The following is a 17,425-nucleotide window of genomic DNA, read 5'->3' on the forward strand; positions in this document are numbered from 1 at the left end:
GTACGTCTTTTGTCCGCACAGGCCAGATTAGCGAAAGGTTCCGATGATCCAACTTTCGAGGCGAGCCTTGATCGCCGGCGGGGCGGCCGCTCTGAGTTCTTGGCCCGCCTCTGCCCAGAGCGTGGCCGGGTTCGCGGTCAATCGCGCCGGCGCCGGCGCCGCCGATCATGCCGCATTTGACGCACTGCTGGCGCGACGCGCACGCAACTCTCGCGATGGCGTGGTGCGGGTGGATTACGCCGGTTGGAAGGCCTCGGCGGCGGACCGGGCGGCGTTGAAGGCCTATGTCGCCAGCCTGTCGCGCCTGGCGCCTCTGACCCTGACCCGGCCTGAGCAGTTCGCTTTCTGGGCCAATCTTTACAACGCCGTGACCATCGACGTGGTGCTGGACGCCTATCCGGTGCGCTCGATCCGCGACATCCGATCGGGTCTCAGCGCCGGGCCGTGGAAGCGCAAGGTCGCCTCGGTTGGCGGCGTCGAGCTGTCTCTTGATGACATGGAGCACAACATACTGAGAAAGGGCTGGAGCGATCCGCGCGTCCATTATGCGGTCAATTGCGCGTCCTACAGCTGTCCCAACCTGCCGCTCAGGGCGTGGCGAGGCGCGAGCCTGGGGCCGGCGCTGGACGCGGCGGCGCGGGCCTATGTGAACAGCGCGCGTGGCGTGACGTTCGAGGGCGACGTCCTGGTCGTGTCGTCGATCTACGACTGGTATGCGCCGGATTTTGGCGGCACGGACACCCGCGTCATCGCCCATCTGGCGCGTTATGCGAACGAACCGCTCAAGACACGGCTCCAGACCGCGACCCGGATCGGGCGCCACACCTATGACTGGTCGTTGAACGCGGTCCCCAGAGGCTAGCCCATGGACAAGATCAAACGCTTCCTGCCGCTCGTCGTTCTGATCGTCGCGGTGATAGCCATCTTCGCCAGCGGAGTGGGTCGCTATTTGAACCTGGAGGCGCTGCAGACGCACGAGACGGCGTTGCGCGGCTTCGTGGACGACAATCTGATCCTGGCGCTTCTGGCCTTTGTGGGCGTGTACGCCCTGGCCACGGCCGTCAGCTTTCCGGGGGCGGTGGTGCTGACCCTGGCCGGCGGCTATCTGTTCGGGACCTGGATCGGAGGGAGCGCGACGGTGGTGGGGGCCACGATCGGCTCTATCCTGGTCTTCTATGTGGTCCAGACCTCGCTTGGCGAGGCGTTGCGGGCCAAGGCCGAAGCCGATGGCGGCACGTTGAAGAAGGTCATCGACGGGGTAAGGGACGGGGCCTTCGGCTACATTCTGACGCTGCGTCTGATCCCGGTCGCGCCGTTCTGGCTGGTCAATGTCGCGGCGGCGCTCGCGAACGCCCCTCTCAAGGCCTATGCGTTGGCGACCCTGTTCGGAATCATGCCGGCGACCTTCATCTACAGCGGCATCGGCGCGGGCATCGGGGCCGTGATCGCGCGCGGGGAAACGCCGGATCTGGGCGTGATCTTCGAGCCAAAGGTGCTTCTGCCGCTTGTGGCGCTGGGCCTGCTGTCGCTGGGCACCACTCTGTACCAACGCCGCAAGGGAAAGACGCTGTGAGCGAGACGCTGAAGGTCGATCTGGTCGTCATCGGCGCCGGCTCCGGCGGGCTGTCGGTCGCGGCGGGGGCGGCGCAACTGGGTCTGTCGGTTGTGCTGTTCGAAAAAGGCGAGATGGGCGGAGACTGCCTGAACTACGGCTGCGTCCCGTCCAAGGCTCTGATCGCCGCCGCCGACAAGGCGCACCAGGCACGCGCCGCCGGCCTGGGGGTCGGAGCGACGGAGCCCGCCATCGATTTCGCCGCCGTCATGGCCCACGTCCATCAAACCATCTCAACCATCGCTCCGGTCGACAGCCAGGAACGCTTCGAAGGGTTGGGCGTCCATGTCGTCCGCGCCGCAGCCAGATTTGTCGATGACCGAACCGTGGCCGGAGGCGACGTGAAGGTGCAGGCGCGCAAGATCGTCATCGCCACCGGCTCTCGCGCCGCTGTTCCGCCGGTCCCGGGGCTGGACGCCATCCCCTATCTGACGAATGAGACGCTGTTCGGACTGACGGAGCTGCCGTCGCGGCTGATCGTGCTCGGCGGCGGGCCGATCGGGGTCGAACTGGGTCAGGCCTTCCGGCGCCTGGGTTCGGACGTGGTGATCGTCGAGGCCGCTGAAATCCTGGGTCGCGAGGATCCGGAGGCTGCGCGGGTCGTGCTGGATCAGCTGCGTGCGGATGACGTCGAACTGCTGGCCCGAACCAAGGCGGTCCGGGTTGAGGGCGTCGAGGGCGCCCTGGTTGTGACCGTCGATGGCGCTGATGGCGAGCGCCGGATCGAGGGGTCTCATCTGCTGGTTGCGGTCGGCCGGACCCCCTCGATGAGCGGCCTCGACCTCGACAAGGCGGGCATCGCCCACGACGCGAAGGGGATCAAGACCGACAAGTCGCTGCGGACCAGCAACAAACGGGTCTATGCGGTGGGCGACATCGCGGGCCGTGGCCAGTTCACCCACCTGGCCGGGGCCCACGCTTCGCTGGTGGTGCGGCGGGCGATTTTCGCCATGCCGGTCAACGCCGACAGCCTGGCGGCGCCGCGCGTGACCTATTGCGATCCGGAACTGGCCGCCATCGGCCTGTCCGAGGCCGAGGCCCGCAAGGCTCATGGCGACCAGGTGCGCATCGAGACCTTTCATTTCGCAGACAATGACCGCGCCCAGGCGGAAGGCGACGTCCGCGGGCTGGGCAAGCTGATCACGACGAAGAAGGGCAAGGTTCTGGGCGTCACCCTGGTCGGACGAAGCGCGGGTGACCACATCCACGTCTGGGCTCTGGCCATGTCGGCCAAGCTGAAGCTGAGCGCCCTGACCGGGATGATCGCGCCCTATCCGACGCGCGGTGAAATCGGCAAGAGGCTGGCGGGGATGTGGTACACGCCGGCGCTGTTCAGCGACCGCACGCGCAAGCTGGTGTCTCTCCTGAAACACGTGGCCTGACGATCAGGCGCGCGATCGCGCCACGAAGCCGAGATCCAGACGCCGCTTCAGCGCCAGTGACGCGCGACCCTGCCACCACAGACCGCCGCGCATCGCCAGGCCCGACCCGTCGCCCAAATCCATGATCGAAAGCCAGCGGTCCTGAGGTCGGTACTGCCGGGCAGGCGCGCCGGTTTCCAGAGCGCGCAGATTGGCGACCAGGATGTCGACGGCCCTGACGCCGAACACGCCGGCGAACGGTCGCGGCCACCCCTGGATCGTCGCGCAGTCGCCGACCGCGAAGACCCGGTCATCCTCTAGGCTCGCCAGCGTCGGCGCCACTTTGATCCGCCCGACATCGTCCAGCGCCAGACCCATGGTCCGCGTCAGAGGCGGGGCCCGCAGCCCTGTGGCGAGGACCAGATGGTCGCAGGCGAGTTGCCCGCCGTCGGACAGGCGGACGCAGTCCTCGTCCAGCGCGGCGATTTCGCCCGCAACCCGTTTCACGCCTCGCCTTTCGAGGTTGGCGATCAGGCCGCACCCCGCACGACCCGGCGCCCAGCGCGCCTGGGGGTCGGGCCCCGCCAGGACCAGCTTGACGGTTCGGCCGTGGCGCTCGTGCAGGCCCGTCAAGGCGGCGGCGATCTCGAAGCCCGTCGGCCCTTCTCCAGCGACGACGATGGCGGGTGTCGGCGCACCGGCGTCGAATCTAGCCTCGAGCGTCAACCTCAGGGCCGTCAGGGAAGCGAGCGGCTTGACCGGCCACACGTTCGCACGGCCGGTCAGCGCCTCATGATCGCCCACGCGGCTGCCGATGTTGAAAGACACCGCGTCATAAGCCTGGATCGACCCGTCGCTTAGGGTCAGGCGCCGGGCGGCGCGATCTACGGCGACGACCTCGGATTCGAGGTGTGGGACGTCATGCTTTCGCGCCAGGGCCACGACATCGATCCTCGCGCTGTGGGCGGCAGGGCACCGGAGAGAACGCCGGTGATCAGACCGGAGTAGTCGAAGGTCGGCGGAGCGATCAGGATCGGTTCGACACCGGCGGCGCGTAGCCGGCTCGCCTGCGCCAGCACGGCAAGATGCGCATGTCCCGCCCCGACGAGCGCCACCATGACCGTCATGGGTTCGGCCCCGCGCTCAAGCCGCCGCGGTTCGAGAGGCGCTATAGGCGGTCCGCCACATCGGCCAGATACCTTTCGATCCGCGCAGCATTGGCGCCCAGGTCGCTGAGCCCGACGCGCGAGGTCGATCGCACATCGATGACGGACCCGGCGCCTTCGGCTCGGACGCGGACCGCCACATCGTCATGAAAGCCGAACCAGAAGGTCGTCGCCGTGGCGTTCAGAACGCCAGCGCTGGCGTCCTGGCTGACGATGGTCCAGCCCTGATCTCGCGCCGCGGCCAAGGCGGCGTCATAAGCTGCGGCGGGGTCCGCCGCTGTGGTCAGGGGCCTGACGGCGGGATAGGCGTCGGCCGCGATCTCGCCCAGCGAACGGTCGGCCATGTCGGCGAAACGCGGGCCTTGGTATTTCTCGAGGCTGGAGACCGGCGCGGTCAGGCTGACGATCGGATTGACGTCGGGCGTCAGGGCCCTTTGGGCCAGCGTTTCCGCTGAGAACAGCGGCGGATCGGCGGGCCGGGTTGAAACATCGTGGATCGGGGGGATGTCCTGGGACTGGCCACGCACCCAGGCCAGATAGCCCAGTGCGCTGGCGGCGATAAGGCCAGCGATCAGGGCGGACCGCCAGCCCGTCCGGGGGGCTTTCAGCAGCACGGCGAGCAGGATCAGCGAGGCCAGGATCAGAACGCCGATGATCAGTCTCGGTCCCCATCCGACGATCAGCGTGCCCAGGCCGAACCGCCAGTCGAACACGTCAAACCGAGAGCCCAAGGCCGCGACGGCGAAATAGACCGGCAGCAACAGCGCCAGGATCAAAACCAGTCGGGCGAGTGTCGAACGCATGATGGGAGATCTCCGCAGGCCTCGTTTCGCATTCCTTCCACGCCTTCGCCCGCAGCGCCAGACAGGGCCAGGTGATGAAACCGCGCGGGCGCTGGGGTCGTACTTGAAGGCTGACGACTTGCCTTGGCCGTACGCCCCCTTCAGATGTCGAGACAATGACCCTGGCCGCCACATCCCCCTTTGTCACCGAGCGCCCCCGCACCTTGTCGCCTCGCAAGTTCGTCGATCCGCTGCGCACGCTGGACGGATCGCCGCGCGCTAGCGTCGCCCTGGAGCGGATGGCGACGCTTTGGTTCAACACTGGAACGCTGTGCAATATCGCCTGCGCGAACTGCTACATCGACAGTTCGCCCACCAACGACGCCTTGGCCTATCTGAAGCGCGCCGACGCTCGTGCGTTTCTGGACGAGATCGATGCGCAGGGCAGAGGGCCCGTCGAAATCGGCTTCACCGGGGGGGAGCCGTTCATGAACCCCGACATCCTGGCCATGATCGAGGATGCGTTGGCGGCAGGGCATCGGGTGCTGGTTCTGACCAATGCGATGCGCCCCATGATGCGCTGGGGCGATCGTCTGGCGCGGTTGGGTGTCGCCGGCGGGGACCGGCTGACCTTGCGTGTCAGTCTGGACCACTACAGCCAGGCCATTCACGACGCGGAGCGGGGCGAAGGGGCATGGGGCAAGGCGTGGCTGGGGCTGCGCTGGCTGCGCGACCATGGCTTTCGGGTCGCCATCGCCGGCCGTCGCTTGGCGCAAGAAGATGAGGCGGCGGCCCGCCGCGCCTTCGCCGCGGTGTTCACGGCCGAGCGCCTGGAAGTCGACGCCGGCGATCCGGGCGCGCTCGTCCTGTTTCCAGAGATGGAGCCGGCCGCCGACGTGCCCGAGATCACCGAGGCTTGCTGGGGCATCCTGCACAAGTCGCCCAGCGAGATGATGTGCGCGAGCAGCCGCATGGTGGTTCGGCGGCGGGGCGCCGCCGGGCCGGTCGTGGTGGCCTGCACGCTGACGCCTTACGACCCCGGGTTCGAAATGGGCCGCACACTGGCTGAAGCGTCGAGTCCGGTGTCGTTGAACCATCCCTTCTGCGCGCAGTTCTGCGTGCTCGGCGGGGCCAGCTGCAGCGCGTGAACAGGTTCGAGCGCCTGGATGTCGTCATTCCGACCCTGAACGCCGGGGCCACGCTGGCGCAGACGCTCGCAAGCCTTCCGTCCGGCGCGGCGGTGACGATCACCGACGGCGGCTCAGGCGACGACACCCTGTCCATCGCCCAGGGAGCCGGACGACGGATTGTCCAGGGGCCGGCGGGGCGCGGTCGCCAGTTGGCGGCGGGCGCCGCGGCGTCTGAGCGCCAATGGCTGCTCTTTCTGCACGCCGACACGACTGTTGAGACCGGTGGCTGGGGGACGATCGCCGCCCACATGGCGCGTCCGGAAGGCGAGGGCGTGGCCGCCTCGCTGCGCCTGGCGATCGACGACCCTTCCTGGCCGGCCCGGATCATCGAGCGCGGCGTGGCCCTGCGCGTCCGATGGCTCGGCCTGCCCTACGGAGACCAAGGTCTTTTGATCCATCGCGATCTGTACCGCGCCGTCGGCGGTTATCGCGATCTGCCCTTGATGGAGGATGTGGACATCCTGCGCCGCATCGGCCGCAGGCGGCATGTCGCTCTGGACGCCGAGGCGCATACGTCGGCCGTGCGCTGGCGCAGGCGCGGGTGGCTGGGTCAGACCCTGCTGAACCTCACCTGTCTCTCTCTGTATGGTCTCGGTGTGCCCGCCGAGCGGATCGCGAGACTCTATGGGCGCTAGACAACGCCACCTGGTGATCTTCGCCCGGCAGCCCCGGCTGGGAGTGGGAAAGCGCCGCCTGGCCGCCGACGTCGGTGATGTCGAAGCCGTGCGGTTCGCGCGCCACGCCCTGGACCGGCTGATCCGCGTTCTGGGCCGCGATCCGCGCTGGCGGCTTTGGATGGCCGTGTCCCCTGATCGTCCGCTGGACTGGGTGCGAACCGGCACGCCTCTCCCGCAGGGACAGGGGGACTTGGGCGCGCGGCTGGCCCGAGTCATCCAAGCCCTGCCGCCTGGACCGGTGGTGATCCTGGGCAGCGATACGCCGACCGTGGCGCGCGGAGATGTGGCGGACGCCTTCGCGGCGCTAAGGGCGAGCCGCGCGGTGTTCGGGCCGGCGCGGGACGGGGGCTATTGGTTGATCGGCCTTCGTCGCGCGCCGGGAGAAACGCTGCCGTTCTCGAACGTGCGCTGGTCCACCCACGACACCCTGTCCGACACCCTGGCCAACCTGGAGGGCGAGCGTGTGAGCCTGCTGCGCGAGCAGGAGGACGTGGACGACGGCCCCGCGCTGCGGCGCTACCGCGCCCGCCGCCTCTAGCCGAACTTTCGGGGGCAGATGGCTGACAGCCGGGCCTTCAGCGCGGGGTCCCATCGTTCGGGCGGCGTGACCACCGCCATGTCCAGGGTGGTGTCGAGCGGCGATGGCGCCCGATCCGCTGGCAGAGCCTTGACCAGGGTTGCGACGAGGCTCTTGGCCGCTTCGGCGTTGGATCTGAGAATGGCCAGCACATCCGTCACCTGAACGTCGGCGCTCTCCGCACGCCAGCAATCGTAGTCCGTGACCATGCCCACGCAGGCGTAGGGCAGCTCGGCTTCGCGAGCGAGGCGCGCCTCGGGCATCCCCGTCATGCCGATCACGTCGCAATCCCAGGATCGATACAGATGGCTTTCGGCCCGGGTTGAGAACTGGGGGCCCTCAATGGCGACATAGACGCCGCCCCCCACAATCGAGATCCCCTCGCTTCGGCCCGCCTCGAGCGCGAGGTCTGACAGGCGGGCGCAGACCGGGTCGGCCATCGAAACGTGGGCGACGATCCCCGACGAGAAGAACGACGAGGGCCGCCCGACCGTGCGGTCGATATACTGGTCGACGACCACGAAGGAGCCCGGTGCTCGCTCTTCCTTGAGCGATCCGACGGCGGAAACCGAAAGCAGGTCGGTGCAGCCGATCTTTTTCAGTGCGGACACGTTGGCCCGAGCGTTGAGATCGCCCGGTGGTATGCTGTGTCCGCGGCCGTGCCGCGGCAGGAAAGCGATCCTGACGCCATGCAGGCGACCGGTCAGTATTTCGTCGGACGGCGATCCCCACGGGGTGTCGACGCTCTGCCAGGCCGCGTCTTCCAGTCCCTCAATGCCGCTCAGTCCAGAGCCGCCGATCACGCCCAAATACCACTCACTCAAGACCGCGCTCCTACAGTTGATCTGTCTCCGTTTAACCCGCGACGGATTGTGGTCGCTAGTCGGGCTGGTCCCTACGGCTTCCTCCGATGCGCCCGAAGATCATCCGCTCAATTCCAGGGCGTGAAACCCGCAGTGAACGCCGGCGGCTACGACCCGAAGCTGGCAGACGGCGGCCAGGAAGGCCTGCTTGGGATCGCTCTGTGGAGTCCAGACGCCGTGGTGATCGACTTTGGCCTCAAGATCGAGGCCTTCCACCGCAGCGCGAACGACTATGTGGAATAGCCGTTCGGCGTCGGCGAATTCCTGGCCCCGCATCCGCGCCGGCTTGCGCCAGACGTCCGATCCCACGGTGCATCGGGGGCCGATCGTCGCCGGGGATATAGTCATTGATCTCGACAGTCGGCTGGTGACGCGTCACGGCCAGCCCGTGCGCCGGACGCCCAAGGAATACGATCTGCTCGGACGTTCGCGCGGCATGCCGGCAAGTTGGTCGGTCACGCGAACCTGCTCAGCGCCGTCTGGGCGCAGCGTATGCCGCTGAAACCCAGTATCTTCGGGTCGTCATAGGCCAGCTCCGGCACAAACTGGAAGCCGACCCCGCGCAGCCGTCACTGATCCTGACTGAACCCGGCGTGGGTTACCGACTCCAAGCTTGACTGGGCATTGAACGGCCGCTTCTGGCGGAGGGACCAATGTCTGGTCTTAGCGCACCCCGGCAGTTCCGCTCAGTAGGCTGAAGCTCCCTCGGTCCACGCACAGCGACGTCGCCGTCTTAGGCCGGGCTTAAGCGAAAGAGCGCATGATCGGCTAGTGAAACTGTCCAAGACCTCTTCCAATCCGACTTGGGCCGCGTTCCGCGCGTCGATGGGGTCGATGCCGCGGAGTTTCAGCTTGCGCGCCTCAAGTGCGAGCTCCCGCGCTTCAGAGAGGCTTACGGTATGCAGGGGGCCAAGCCCCATTTCTCGCTCCCGGCCCTCCATCGCGTACCGGAAGATCCACGATTTTGACCCGCTTCGGCTGACCTGCAGATAAAGGCCGCCCCCATCTGCATACATTCCCGGCATCTTCTGGCGGCTGACGGCGAGCGCGCCTAGGCGATTATGAAGTCGCAAACTGACCCCCGAGTCTACCCACGTTTATAGATTGGACTATGTCGAGCGCTAAAAGCCGTGTCCAGATGGAAGCGGACAAAAAGGCCAGCAAGTACGATAGTTTGCCGGATGTTTGCGGACACGTATGGATGTGCTGAAAGTGCGCCGTGGCGGACAGAGAGGGATTCGAACCCTCGGTAGGCTTTCACCTACACACGCTTTCCAAGCGTGCGCGATCGACCACTCCGCCACCTGTCCGTTTTCCACGCCCGGCGTGAACTCCGCCGGGTGGTCGCCCGGGGAGGCGAGGCAGATAGAACAGGTCGGGCGGCTGGGCAAGCCGGGTTGGACGCCCCATATGGCGTTCGAGACTTTTTCGGAGCCTGACCATGCTGTTCTCGAAGCCCGCCGAACTGCCCACCGCCGACACCGCCCTGCCGGGGCGCGACCAGCCGCTGAAGACCGACGAGGTGCATTACGTCACCGGCCGGCCGCTGAAGGGTCCGCATCCCGACGGGTTCGAGACCGCCATCTTCGGCATGGGCTGTTTCTGGGGCGTGGAGCGGGTGTTCTGGAACCTGCCGGGCGTCTGGGTCACCTCGGTCGGCTATTCGGGTGGGATCACGCCCAACGCCACCTATGAAGAGGTGTGCTCGGGCCGCACCGGCCACAATGAGGTGGTGCAGGTCGTCTTCAATCCGGCCGAAACGAGCTACGACCAGCTGCTGAAGGCGTTCTGGGAAAACCATGACCCGACCCAGGGCATGCGCCAGGGCAATGACGTGGGCACCCAGTACCGATCGGCCATCTATACGCTGAGCGACACGCAGCAGCAGGCGGCCGAGGCGTCTCGCGACGCCTATCAGTCGGCGCTGGACGCGGCCGGGCGCGGCCGGATCACGACCGAGATCGTGCCCGCCGGGCCCTATTATTTCGCCGAGGACTATCATCAGGGCTATCTGGCCAAGAACCCCGGCGGCTACTGCGGCATCGGCGGGACCGGGGTGACCTGCCCGATCGGCGTGGGCGTGGAGGCCTAGGCGGCCGGACGCGCACGCTCAGCCGCGATCCAGCCGTCCATGTAGTCGTCCAGCAGGGCAAGCGGCAGCGGGCCGGGCACCAGAAGGGCGTCATGGAAGCGGCGCACGTCGAAGCGGTCGCCCAACGCTGCCTCGGCGCGGGCGCGGATCTCGCGCAGGCGGATCTCGCCGATCTTGTAGGCCGTGGCCTGGCCGGGCCAGCCGACATAGCGCTGAAGCTCGGTCTCGATGTTGTGCGGGGCGAGCGCGGAGTTGTCGCGGAAGCAGGCGCGCGCCTGTTCGACCGACCAGCCCATCCAGTGCATGCCCGTGTCGGCCACCAGGCGGCAAGCGCGCCACATCTCATAGCTGAGGCGGCCGAACCGCTCGTAGGGCGTGCGATAGAAGTTCATCTCTTCGCCCAGGAACTCGGCGTAGAGGCCCCAGCCCTCGGTGAAGGCGGTGACGCCCGCACGCTGGCGGAACCACGGCTGGGCGGCGGCTTCCTGCTGGAGGGCGATCTGGAGATGGTGGCCGGGCACGGCCTCGTGCAGCGTCAGGGCCGGCAGTTCGTAGAGCGGGCGCTGGTCAAGACGCGAGGTGTTGACCAGATAACCGCCGGCCACCCCGTTCGCCATTGAGCCCGAGCTATAGCGGCCGGTGGTGTAGTTGGCTTCGATCTCGGCCGGCACGGGGCGCACGCCATAGGGCAAGCGGGGCAGGGTTCCAAACAGGCCGGGCAGGGCGTCGTCGGCGCGCTTGGACATCTCGGACGCCTTTTCCAGCAGCTCTTCGCGGCTGACGGCGTAGAATTTCGGATCGGTGCGCAGATACTCGAGGAAGCCCGCGAAATCGCCGGTCCAGCCCGAGGCTGCCATCTCGGTATCCATGCGGGCGCGGATGCGGGCGACCTCTTCCAGACCGATGCGGTGAACGTCGTCGGGCGTCAGGTCCGTGGTGGTGTAGCGCTTGACCTCATAGGCGTAGATTTCGCGCCCACCCGGGCGGTTGACCAGGCCAGGGGTGTCGGGCGCGGCGGGCCGGGCTTCGTCGGTCAGGAAGCTCAGCCAGGCTTGACGGCGCGGCGTTACGTGTCGGGCCACAGCCGCGGCGGCGCGCTCGCGCAGGGCCTGGCGCTGAGCTTCAGGCAGATTGGCGGCGTCGAAGGGCTTTAGCAGGGGATCGGTCTGCGGCGTCAGGGCTGTGTCAGCCCGAGCCTGGACGATGGCGCTCTCGACGACGGAGCGGGGCTGGGCCAGACCGGTGGTCAGGCCGCGACGGGCGTTCTCAAGGGCATTGTCATAGACGCCGCCAAGCGCGGTCAGCCGCGCGATCCAGGCCTCAGCATCGGCCTGAGACCGAATGCGCGCGCCTGAGCCCAGATAGACGGCCCATGTGCCTGGCCCGCCCTCGGAGTTGAAGGCCAGGCGGCTGGTGTCCAGGTCGATCCCCTCAAGCCGCCGGGAGACCAGGGTGATGATGAAGTCGCGGTCGATGCGGTCCGACTGAGACAGGGCGCCGGCCGATATGGCCTCGGCCCGAGCCAGGAAGTCTTGCAGGGGCGCGCGCTGCGCCATTTCGAAGGCGCGCGACGTGTCGGGCAGGCGCGACAGGGCGGCGCGGTCGCCGTCGTTGCCCGCCGCTACGGGGTCGTTTGCGCGCAGATAGGCGTCGTAGTCGGCGATCAGGGCGGCGAGCCGTGCATCCCTGGCCGGCGCTGGCGCGGCGGCGGCGGGCGGCGTGGTCTGAGCCGTGGCCAGGCTCGGCGTGGCCATAATCAATCCGGCGGCGACCATGACAGCGCGCATGCGACTTCCCCTCTGTGCGTCGATAGCCGGAAGGGGAGCGGACGCGAGCGCCAGCGTCAAGCCAAGGGCGCGGATCAGCCGCAGGTGGCGAAGAAGCGGTCGATGTCGGGGGTGGTCGCCGGATGAGCTGTATAGACTTCGCGGGTCTGACCCCGCCAGCGCGCGATCCAGCCGAGGGTACGAAACCGCTGAAGCACCGGTTCCTTCGCCCCGGTCTCGGTGGTCAGGAAGACGCCGTCGCGCACGCCCAGAGGCTCGGCCTCGGCGCGGTACCGTTCGGTGTCACCGCCGGATTCAAGATGAAGTTCGCGCTCGCCCGCTATTCCCGGCGCCATGATGGCGACCCGGCTCGCCCCGGCGGCGCACTCGAAGGCGAGTTCAAGATCGTCGGAAGCTTCGGATCCAAAGGCCAGCTTAGCTTCGCCGCCGTCCTGCGTCAGGCGCCAATCCAGCCCGGAGACGGGCGCTGGAGCCCCCGAGGACGGGCTGTCCGTCGTGACCGGGGCTGTGGCGCACGCGCCGAGCGTCAGAACGCCCAGGGCGGCTACGGTGTAAGCGATGCGCCTCATCCGCTGCACAACTCGGCGAAGCGGCGCAGTCGGGGCAGGGCGGCGCGGCCGATCTCTACGACCTCTTCCCGGTCGGCAAATTCCAGCTCGAGCCGGCCGCTGGCGGCGAACGTGGCGAAGACAGGGTGGTCGGTGCGGAGAGCCGTCTGCAAACGGCCGCGCGTGCTGGTCACCTCGACCGCGGCGGTGGCCTGGCCAGATCGGGCTGTGGCGAAACCGGCGGCCGCTGCGGCCTCATAGAAGGATACGCGCGTTACGCCCGATCCCGGCTCGCATTCGAGCGTGGCCCGAAGGCGCGGCGTGTCGGGTATCTCATTGGCCAGCACCAGGGGGCCTTCGCCCTCATAGAGAGTCCAGGTCCAGGCGGAAGGGTTTACGGTCTGGGCCGCGGCCTGACCGCCCAGCACCGTAACCGCAGCCGCCAAGGCTCCGAGCAGATGGATCATGGCTTCAGCCCCCGCTGACGACCGAGACGGTCATTGTGGCTCAGGCGCGGCTGGAACCGCAATAGGCCAGGAAGGTCGCGGCCATGTGACGCTCGTCGTCGCTGGCGGTCAGGCGCGCTTCGCCGGCCTCGCCTCGCACCGGCAGGGCCCGGCCCTCAACCAGGCCGCGCAGGGCGGCGTCGTTCAGCGGCAATGTGCTTTCCTCGAAGTCGCCGGCGGACAGGGGGTCGAGGTTCTGAGTACCCATGGAGGCGCGGACCAGATGCGGCGTGTCGGGCTTCATGTCGCCGTAGATCACGACCTCCGCGTCGCCGGGCGAACAGGTCATCATCAGAGCGAGCTGATCAGAGTTGGGCATGCCGTAGGCCAGCTTGGCCATGTCGTCTTCGTGGCTCAGATGCCAGCCGGCGCCGTCCGCGCCCTGGTCGTCGGTCGCGTTGGTGTGCACCGCGAAGGCGGTGACGGCGAGGGCGGCTAGAGCGGGGACCACAACCTTGATCATGATCGCTGAACGCGGGTTGGGCGTTAAGAGTTCACGGCTCAGCTTGGAGAGAATTGGATTCTTTCGCACAGACGGCTATCAGGCGGCCCTTCCTGTTCGCGAGCGCCTTCATGTCCGACGCCCAGCCCGACCAACTGCCCGACCGTCTGTCCGTCGATCCCGACAGCCCTTTCCACGACGCCGATCTGCTGGCGCGCGGCATCGGCGTCCGCTTCAAGGGCGAAGAGAAGACCAACGTCGAGGAATACTGCGTTTCAGAAGGCTGGGTCCGGCTGGCCCTGGGTAATCGCGTCGACCGTCGCGGCAAGCCCCTGACGGTGAAGCTACAGGGCGCGGTCGAGCCCTATCTGCAGAACGACTGACGCTTTCGACAGCGGCGACTCAGGTCTAGGGTCCGGCGTCTCTTTTCGCCGGAGCCGCTCGTGAACCGTCTGTCTCGCCTCGTCGTCCTGGCCGCATCGGCCTCCATGCTCGCCGCGCCTGCACTGGCTCAGGACGCGCAGGCGATCCGAACAGCTGAGCAGCTTCGCGACCGCGCCATGGCGGGGTCGGGCGCCTATTCTATCGTCGAGGCCATCACGACGCGCTTCGGCCCGCGCCCGGCGGGCACGGCGTCCGAGCGCGCGGCGGCCGAATGGGGCGTCGGCTATCTGCGCGCCGAAGGGTTCGACAACGTCCGCCTGCAGGACTTCCCCCTCAGCGCCTGGTCGCGGGGTCAGGAGTCGGTGGAGATCGTCGGCCGCCACGCTCAGCCCCTGGCCGCCGTCGGCTTGGGCGGCGGAGAGGCCACTCCGCCTGAGGGCATTGAAGCCGAGGCTGTGGTTTTCGAGACCTGGCAGGGCCTGCTGGATGCGCCGGCCAGTTCGCTGACGGGCAAGATCGCAGTCGTTCTTCAGGACACAATCCGCGCCCAGGACGGACGCGGCTACGGCTCGTCCTCAGTCATGCGCTTCCAGGGGCCGACCGAGGCGGCGGCCCGCGGCGCGGTCGGTTATGTGCTGCGCTCGCTGGGCACCCACGATCACCGCTTCCCGCACACCGGCGCGACGCGGGTGGGCGAGGGGACCGTCCCGGCCTTCGCCATCAGCCCGCCCGACGCCGACCAGATCCGCCGCCTGGTGGCGCTGAACGAGGGCCCGATCCGGCTGCGCCTGAAGTCCACCGCCGCCTTCCAGGCGCCCGGCCGGTCACAGAACGTCATCGCCGAGGTGCGCGGCCGCGAACGTCCCGACGAGATCATCACCATCGGCGGTCACCTGGACAGCTGGGACCAGGGCACGGGCGCCATCGACGACGCGGCCGGCATCGCCATCACCACCGCCGCGCTGAAGCTGATCGCCGACCTGCCCCAGGCCCCGCGCCGCACCATTCGCGTCGTCTGGTGGGGCGCCGAGGAGGTCAGCCAGCCCGCGCCCGCGCAGGGCCTGGCCGGCGCCCGAGCCTACGCCGACTCTATCGCGAACGAGGTCGCCAACCACGTCGCCATTTCCGAAAGCGATTTCGGCGCCGGCCGCATCTACGGTCTCAGCCTGCCGAGCGGCCAGGCCGACAGCGACTTTCAGAAGGCCGCCATGCGCGTGCTGACCCCCATCGGCGTGCTGTGGAATCCGGCGCCCGCGCGCGGCGGCGGCCCCGACACCGGCCCCAGCGTCGCGCTGGGCGTGCCCGCCTTCCAGCTGGCGCAGGACGGCACTGACTATTTCGACGTGCACCACACCGCCGATGACGTCATCGACCGCATCGACCCCAAGGCGATGGATCAGAACGTCGCCGCCTGGGCCGCCCTGCTGTGGCTGATCGCCGACAGCGACGTTGACTTCCGCGCCGCGGCGCCGACGCCCTGAGGCTTGGCGCTTACCCGCACGGCCGATATATGAGGCTTCAGTGCGGGCGTGGCGAAACTGGTAGACGCAACGGACTTAAAATCCGTCGGGCCTAGCCCTTGCCGGTTCGACCCCGGCCGCCCGCACCATCAATCCTCGGCCTGATTGTCTGATCGGTCATGAGGCGATCAGCCTGTGGGCGCGGCCAGTTCAAACGACAGGCTGTAGCGCACGCCGGTCGGCACGTAGTCGATGCTCAGTTCACCGCCCAGGGTTCGCTCTATGCTGGAACGGATCAACTGAGAGCCGAAGCCCTGCCGGCTGGGGGGTGAAACCTTGGGGCCGCCGCGCTCGGCCCAGCGCATCACGATGCGCCCATCCATTGTCTGCCAGTCTACCTCGACGCATCCGTCGGGCGTGCTGAGCGCGCCATGCTTGGCGGCGTTGGTCGTCAGTTCGTGGAACACCAGACCTAGCGACAGGCCCTGCTCGGCGTTCACCCAGACTTCCGGCCCTTTGAGCATGGCCTGCTCCTTGGCGTAGGGCGCCAGCTCCGAGGCCAGCAGGGCCCCGATCTCGGCACGGGTCCACGACTGGGCGGTCAGCAGATTCTGCGTATTGGACAGGGCCTGGAGCCGCGCTTCGAACGCGGACAGGAAGCTGGACAGGTCGGGCGACCGACGGGCCGTCAGCCGAGCGATGGACTGGATCGAAGCGAGGGTGTTCTTCACCCGGTGATTGAGCTCGTTGATCAGGACGCGCTGGCGCTGTTCGCTGGCGGCGACCGCCTCGAACGCTGCGCGTTGATCGGTCAGGTCGGTGATGATGCCGCTGATCTTTAGTGTGCGCCGAGAGCGGCCACGGTGCACGCGGCCGCGCAGTCCGACCCAGCGTTCGTCGAGCAGTTGATATTCGGCCGAATAGTCTCCGCCCTCTTCGAGAAGGCGCGCGACAAGCGCCGCCCGTTCTCGACGCGACCCGTTTGACATCCTGTCAGCCCATTCCTGGTCGCTGAGCAGCGTTCCAAGCGGCAGGCCCATCAGCGTACGCGCACGCGCGGAGGCCTGGACGGCGCCGGTGGACGGATGCATCTCCCAATGACCCACGCCGCCCGCGTCGAGCACCTCCAGCAACCTCTGGCGCTGGTCGTGCAGCGACGCCGCCAAGGCTCCGAGCAGGGCGACGGCTGTGACAGCCGCCAGGCTTACAGCGAGAAACGCGGCGGATCCGCCACCCGTCGCGCCGGACGGGTCGGCGGAAGCCGCCGTCACGCCGATCATGGCGGTATAGTGCATGCCGGCGATGGCCAGACCCATGAGCCCGGCCGCCGCCATCCGCCATGCTGACGAGGTTTGACGCGGCGCCGCCCAAAGCGCCGCAGTCGAGGCGCTCACGGCGACCGCGAAGGCCAGCATCATCCACACCGGATCGTGTCTCAGTTGGACCATCCGGATCGCGGCCATGCCGACATAGTGCATGGTCCAGATCGACAGGCCCATGGCTGCGCCGGCCGTCACAAGCCGCAGCGCGCCTTGCCCGCTAGAGACGGCGAAAAAGGCTCCGGCCGTGCCGACGATCGCCACGACCAGGGAGAAGGCTGTCAGTCCGGGATCGTAGTCGAGGGGCACGCCGACATCGAAGCCCAGCATGGCGATGAAGTGCATCGACCAGATGCTCAGACCCATGGCCGTCGACGCGACGCCGACCCAGACCATGCGTCGTTCGCGCGTGTCGGTTCGGGTGCGCTGAAATAGTTCGAGCGCCGTCCAGGCTCCCCCGATCGCGACCGCAAGGGAGAGGACGACGAACAGCACCGGATGGTGATGATGCAAATGGACCTCGCGGTGCGGGCGAATGGCCCAGCGTCAGGGTGAAGCTTGGGCGCAGCGATTGCAACGCGCCAGGTCGGCCGGTCCGGCGCTGACCCCAAAAATCCGCTCTGCGACAGCCTTGACCCTCCAGGTCCGGGACGCCAAGG

Annotated in this window: 21 protein-coding genes and 2 tRNA genes; 12 read left to right on the forward strand and 11 right to left on the reverse strand. The window is 67.9% G+C overall.

Features of this window, described 5'->3' with window-relative positions; translation table 11 throughout:
- The first annotated feature begins 121 nt into the window (after positions 1–121).
- The 3 genes from ACK4I0_RS00095 to ACK4I0_RS00105 are packed head-to-tail and all read left to right on the forward strand — an operon-like array spanning position 122 to position 2,994.
- Positions 122–862 carry a DUF547 domain-containing protein gene (locus ACK4I0_RS00095; RefSeq protein ID WP_409606888.1) on the forward strand — a complete coding sequence of 247 codons (741 nt, stop codon included), beginning with the start codon at positions 122–124 and terminating at the stop codon, positions 860–862.
- A gap of 3 nt (positions 863–865) precedes the next feature.
- Entirely contained in the window at positions 866–1,573 is a 708-nt protein-coding gene (locus ACK4I0_RS00100; protein WP_409606889.1) for a TVP38/TMEM64 family protein, read from the forward strand.
- Positions 1,570–2,994, forward strand: coding sequence for a dihydrolipoyl dehydrogenase family protein (locus tag ACK4I0_RS00105; RefSeq protein WP_409606890.1), 1,425 nt, complete (start codon positions 1,570–1,572; stop codon positions 2,992–2,994). The genes ACK4I0_RS00100 and ACK4I0_RS00105 overlap by 4 nt, the downstream gene beginning before the upstream one ends.
- Before the next feature lie 3 nt (positions 2,995–2,997).
- Here the strand turns inward: ACK4I0_RS00105 and ACK4I0_RS00110 are convergent, their stop codons facing one another.
- From ACK4I0_RS00110 to ACK4I0_RS00120, 3 genes are read right to left on the reverse strand one after another with little or no spacing between them, the layout of a single operon-like run.
- Positions 2,998–3,915: an NAD(P)/FAD-dependent oxidoreductase gene (locus ACK4I0_RS00110; RefSeq protein ID WP_409606891.1), complete on the reverse strand. Its 918-nt coding sequence runs from the start codon at positions 3,913–3,915 to the stop codon at positions 2,998–3,000.
- Positions 3,858–4,100 carry a hypothetical protein gene (locus ACK4I0_RS00115; protein ID WP_409606892.1) on the reverse strand — a complete coding sequence of 81 codons (243 nt, stop codon included), beginning with the start codon at positions 4,098–4,100 and terminating at the stop codon, positions 3,858–3,860. Before ACK4I0_RS00115 ends, ACK4I0_RS00110 begins: the two co-directional genes overlap by 58 nt.
- A 41-nt stretch (positions 4,101–4,141) precedes the next feature.
- Positions 4,142–4,942: a DUF1499 domain-containing protein gene (locus tag ACK4I0_RS00120; RefSeq protein ID WP_409606893.1), complete on the reverse strand. Its 801-nt coding sequence runs from the start codon at positions 4,940–4,942 to the stop codon at positions 4,142–4,144.
- A 155-nt stretch (positions 4,943–5,097) separates the two neighbouring features.
- Here ACK4I0_RS00120 and ACK4I0_RS00125 point away from each other — a divergent pair, with 155 nt between their 5' ends.
- From ACK4I0_RS00125 to ACK4I0_RS00135, 3 genes are read left to right on the forward strand one after another with little or no spacing between them, the layout of a single operon-like run.
- Positions 5,098–6,069, forward strand: coding sequence for a radical SAM protein (locus ACK4I0_RS00125; RefSeq protein WP_409606894.1), 972 nt, complete (start codon positions 5,098–5,100; stop codon positions 6,067–6,069).
- A complete protein-coding gene (locus tag ACK4I0_RS00130) occupies positions 6,066–6,746 on the forward strand; it encodes a TIGR04283 family arsenosugar biosynthesis glycosyltransferase (protein ID WP_409606895.1) in 681 nt (226 codons plus the stop codon). Before ACK4I0_RS00125 ends, ACK4I0_RS00130 begins: the two co-directional genes overlap by 4 nt.
- Complete coding sequence (locus ACK4I0_RS00135; RefSeq protein ID WP_409606896.1) at positions 6,736–7,326, forward strand: DUF2064 domain-containing protein; 591 nt, start codon at positions 6,736–6,738, stop codon at positions 7,324–7,326. Before ACK4I0_RS00130 ends, ACK4I0_RS00135 begins: the two co-directional genes overlap by 11 nt.
- Here the strand turns inward: ACK4I0_RS00135 and mtnP are convergent.
- Positions 7,323–8,168, reverse strand: a complete 846-nt coding sequence (gene mtnP / locus ACK4I0_RS00140; RefSeq protein WP_409607297.1) for an S-methyl-5'-thioadenosine phosphorylase — start codon at positions 8,166–8,168, stop codon at positions 7,323–7,325. The genes ACK4I0_RS00135 and mtnP overlap by 4 nt on opposite strands.
- Before the next feature lie 141 nt (positions 8,169–8,309).
- Between mtnP and ACK4I0_RS00145 the strand changes: the two genes are divergently transcribed.
- Together ACK4I0_RS00145 and ACK4I0_RS00150 are read left to right on the forward strand one after the other, a co-directional pair.
- Positions 8,310–8,471: a hypothetical protein gene (locus tag ACK4I0_RS00145; RefSeq protein ID WP_409606897.1), complete on the forward strand. Its 162-nt coding sequence runs from the start codon at positions 8,310–8,312 to the stop codon at positions 8,469–8,471.
- Between the two features lie 281 nt (positions 8,472–8,752).
- Positions 8,753–8,845, forward strand: coding sequence for a helix-turn-helix domain-containing protein (locus tag ACK4I0_RS00150; RefSeq protein ID WP_409607299.1), 93 nt, complete (start codon positions 8,753–8,755; stop codon positions 8,843–8,845).
- Positions 8,846–8,914: 69 nt separating this feature from the next.
- On the opposite strand, the gene ACK4I0_RS00155 is transcribed toward ACK4I0_RS00150, so the two are convergent.
- Positions 8,915–9,253, reverse strand: coding sequence for an Arm DNA-binding domain-containing protein (locus ACK4I0_RS00155; RefSeq protein ID WP_409607301.1), 339 nt, complete (start codon positions 9,251–9,253; stop codon positions 8,915–8,917).
- Positions 9,254–9,448: 195 nt separating this feature from the next.
- Positions 9,449–9,538, reverse strand: a tRNA-Ser gene (locus tag ACK4I0_RS00160).
- Positions 9,539–9,669: 131 nt separating this feature from the next.
- Between ACK4I0_RS00160 and msrA the strand changes: the two genes are divergently transcribed.
- On the forward strand, positions 9,670–10,320 hold the full coding sequence (gene msrA, locus ACK4I0_RS00165) for a peptide-methionine (S)-S-oxide reductase MsrA (RefSeq protein ID WP_409606898.1): 651 nt from the start codon (positions 9,670–9,672) through the stop codon (positions 10,318–10,320).
- On the opposite strand, the gene ACK4I0_RS00170 is transcribed toward msrA, so the two are convergent.
- The 4 genes from ACK4I0_RS00170 to ACK4I0_RS00185 all read right to left on the reverse strand — a co-directional run bounded on the left by ACK4I0_RS00170 (position 10,317) and on the right by ACK4I0_RS00185 (position 13,624).
- Positions 10,317–12,107, reverse strand: coding sequence for a DUF885 domain-containing protein (locus tag ACK4I0_RS00170; RefSeq protein ID WP_409606899.1), 1,791 nt, complete (start codon positions 12,105–12,107; stop codon positions 10,317–10,319). The genes msrA and ACK4I0_RS00170 overlap by 4 nt on opposite strands.
- Positions 12,108–12,181: 74 nt before the next feature.
- A complete protein-coding gene (locus tag ACK4I0_RS00175; RefSeq protein WP_409606900.1) occupies positions 12,182–12,676 on the reverse strand; it encodes a hypothetical protein in 495 nt (164 codons plus the stop codon).
- Entirely contained in the window at positions 12,673–13,122 is a 450-nt protein-coding gene (locus ACK4I0_RS00180) for a hypothetical protein (protein WP_409606901.1), read from the reverse strand. Before ACK4I0_RS00180 ends, ACK4I0_RS00175 begins: the two co-directional genes overlap by 4 nt.
- Positions 13,123–13,162: 40 nt before the next feature.
- Positions 13,163–13,624, reverse strand: coding sequence for a hypothetical protein (locus ACK4I0_RS00185; RefSeq protein WP_409606902.1), 462 nt, complete (start codon positions 13,622–13,624; stop codon positions 13,163–13,165).
- Between the two features lie 110 nt (positions 13,625–13,734).
- Here ACK4I0_RS00185 and ACK4I0_RS00190 point away from each other — a divergent pair, with 110 nt between their 5' ends.
- The 3 genes from ACK4I0_RS00190 to ACK4I0_RS00200 all read left to right on the forward strand — a co-directional run bounded on the left by ACK4I0_RS00190 (position 13,735) and on the right by ACK4I0_RS00200 (position 15,596).
- Entirely contained in the window at positions 13,735–13,986 is a 252-nt protein-coding gene (locus ACK4I0_RS00190) for a DUF3297 family protein (protein WP_409606903.1), read from the forward strand.
- A gap of 60 nt (positions 13,987–14,046) precedes the next feature.
- A complete protein-coding gene (locus tag ACK4I0_RS00195) occupies positions 14,047–15,468 on the forward strand; it encodes a M20/M25/M40 family metallo-hydrolase (RefSeq protein WP_409606904.1) in 1,422 nt (473 codons plus the stop codon).
- A 42-nt stretch (positions 15,469–15,510) separates the two neighbouring features.
- Positions 15,511–15,596: transfer RNA gene (locus ACK4I0_RS00200), tRNA-Leu, on the forward strand.
- Positions 15,597–15,635: 39 nt separating this feature from the next.
- Here ACK4I0_RS00200 and ACK4I0_RS00205 read toward each other — a convergent pair.
- Positions 15,636–17,279, reverse strand: coding sequence for an MHYT domain-containing protein (locus tag ACK4I0_RS00205; RefSeq protein WP_409606905.1), 1,644 nt, complete (start codon positions 17,277–17,279; stop codon positions 15,636–15,638).
- Positions 17,280–17,425 lie beyond the last annotated feature (146 nt).

The organism is Brevundimonas sp. (assembly GCF_046295775.1).
In the GTDB taxonomy this organism is placed as follows: domain Bacteria; phylum Pseudomonadota; class Alphaproteobacteria; order Caulobacterales; family Caulobacteraceae; genus Brevundimonas.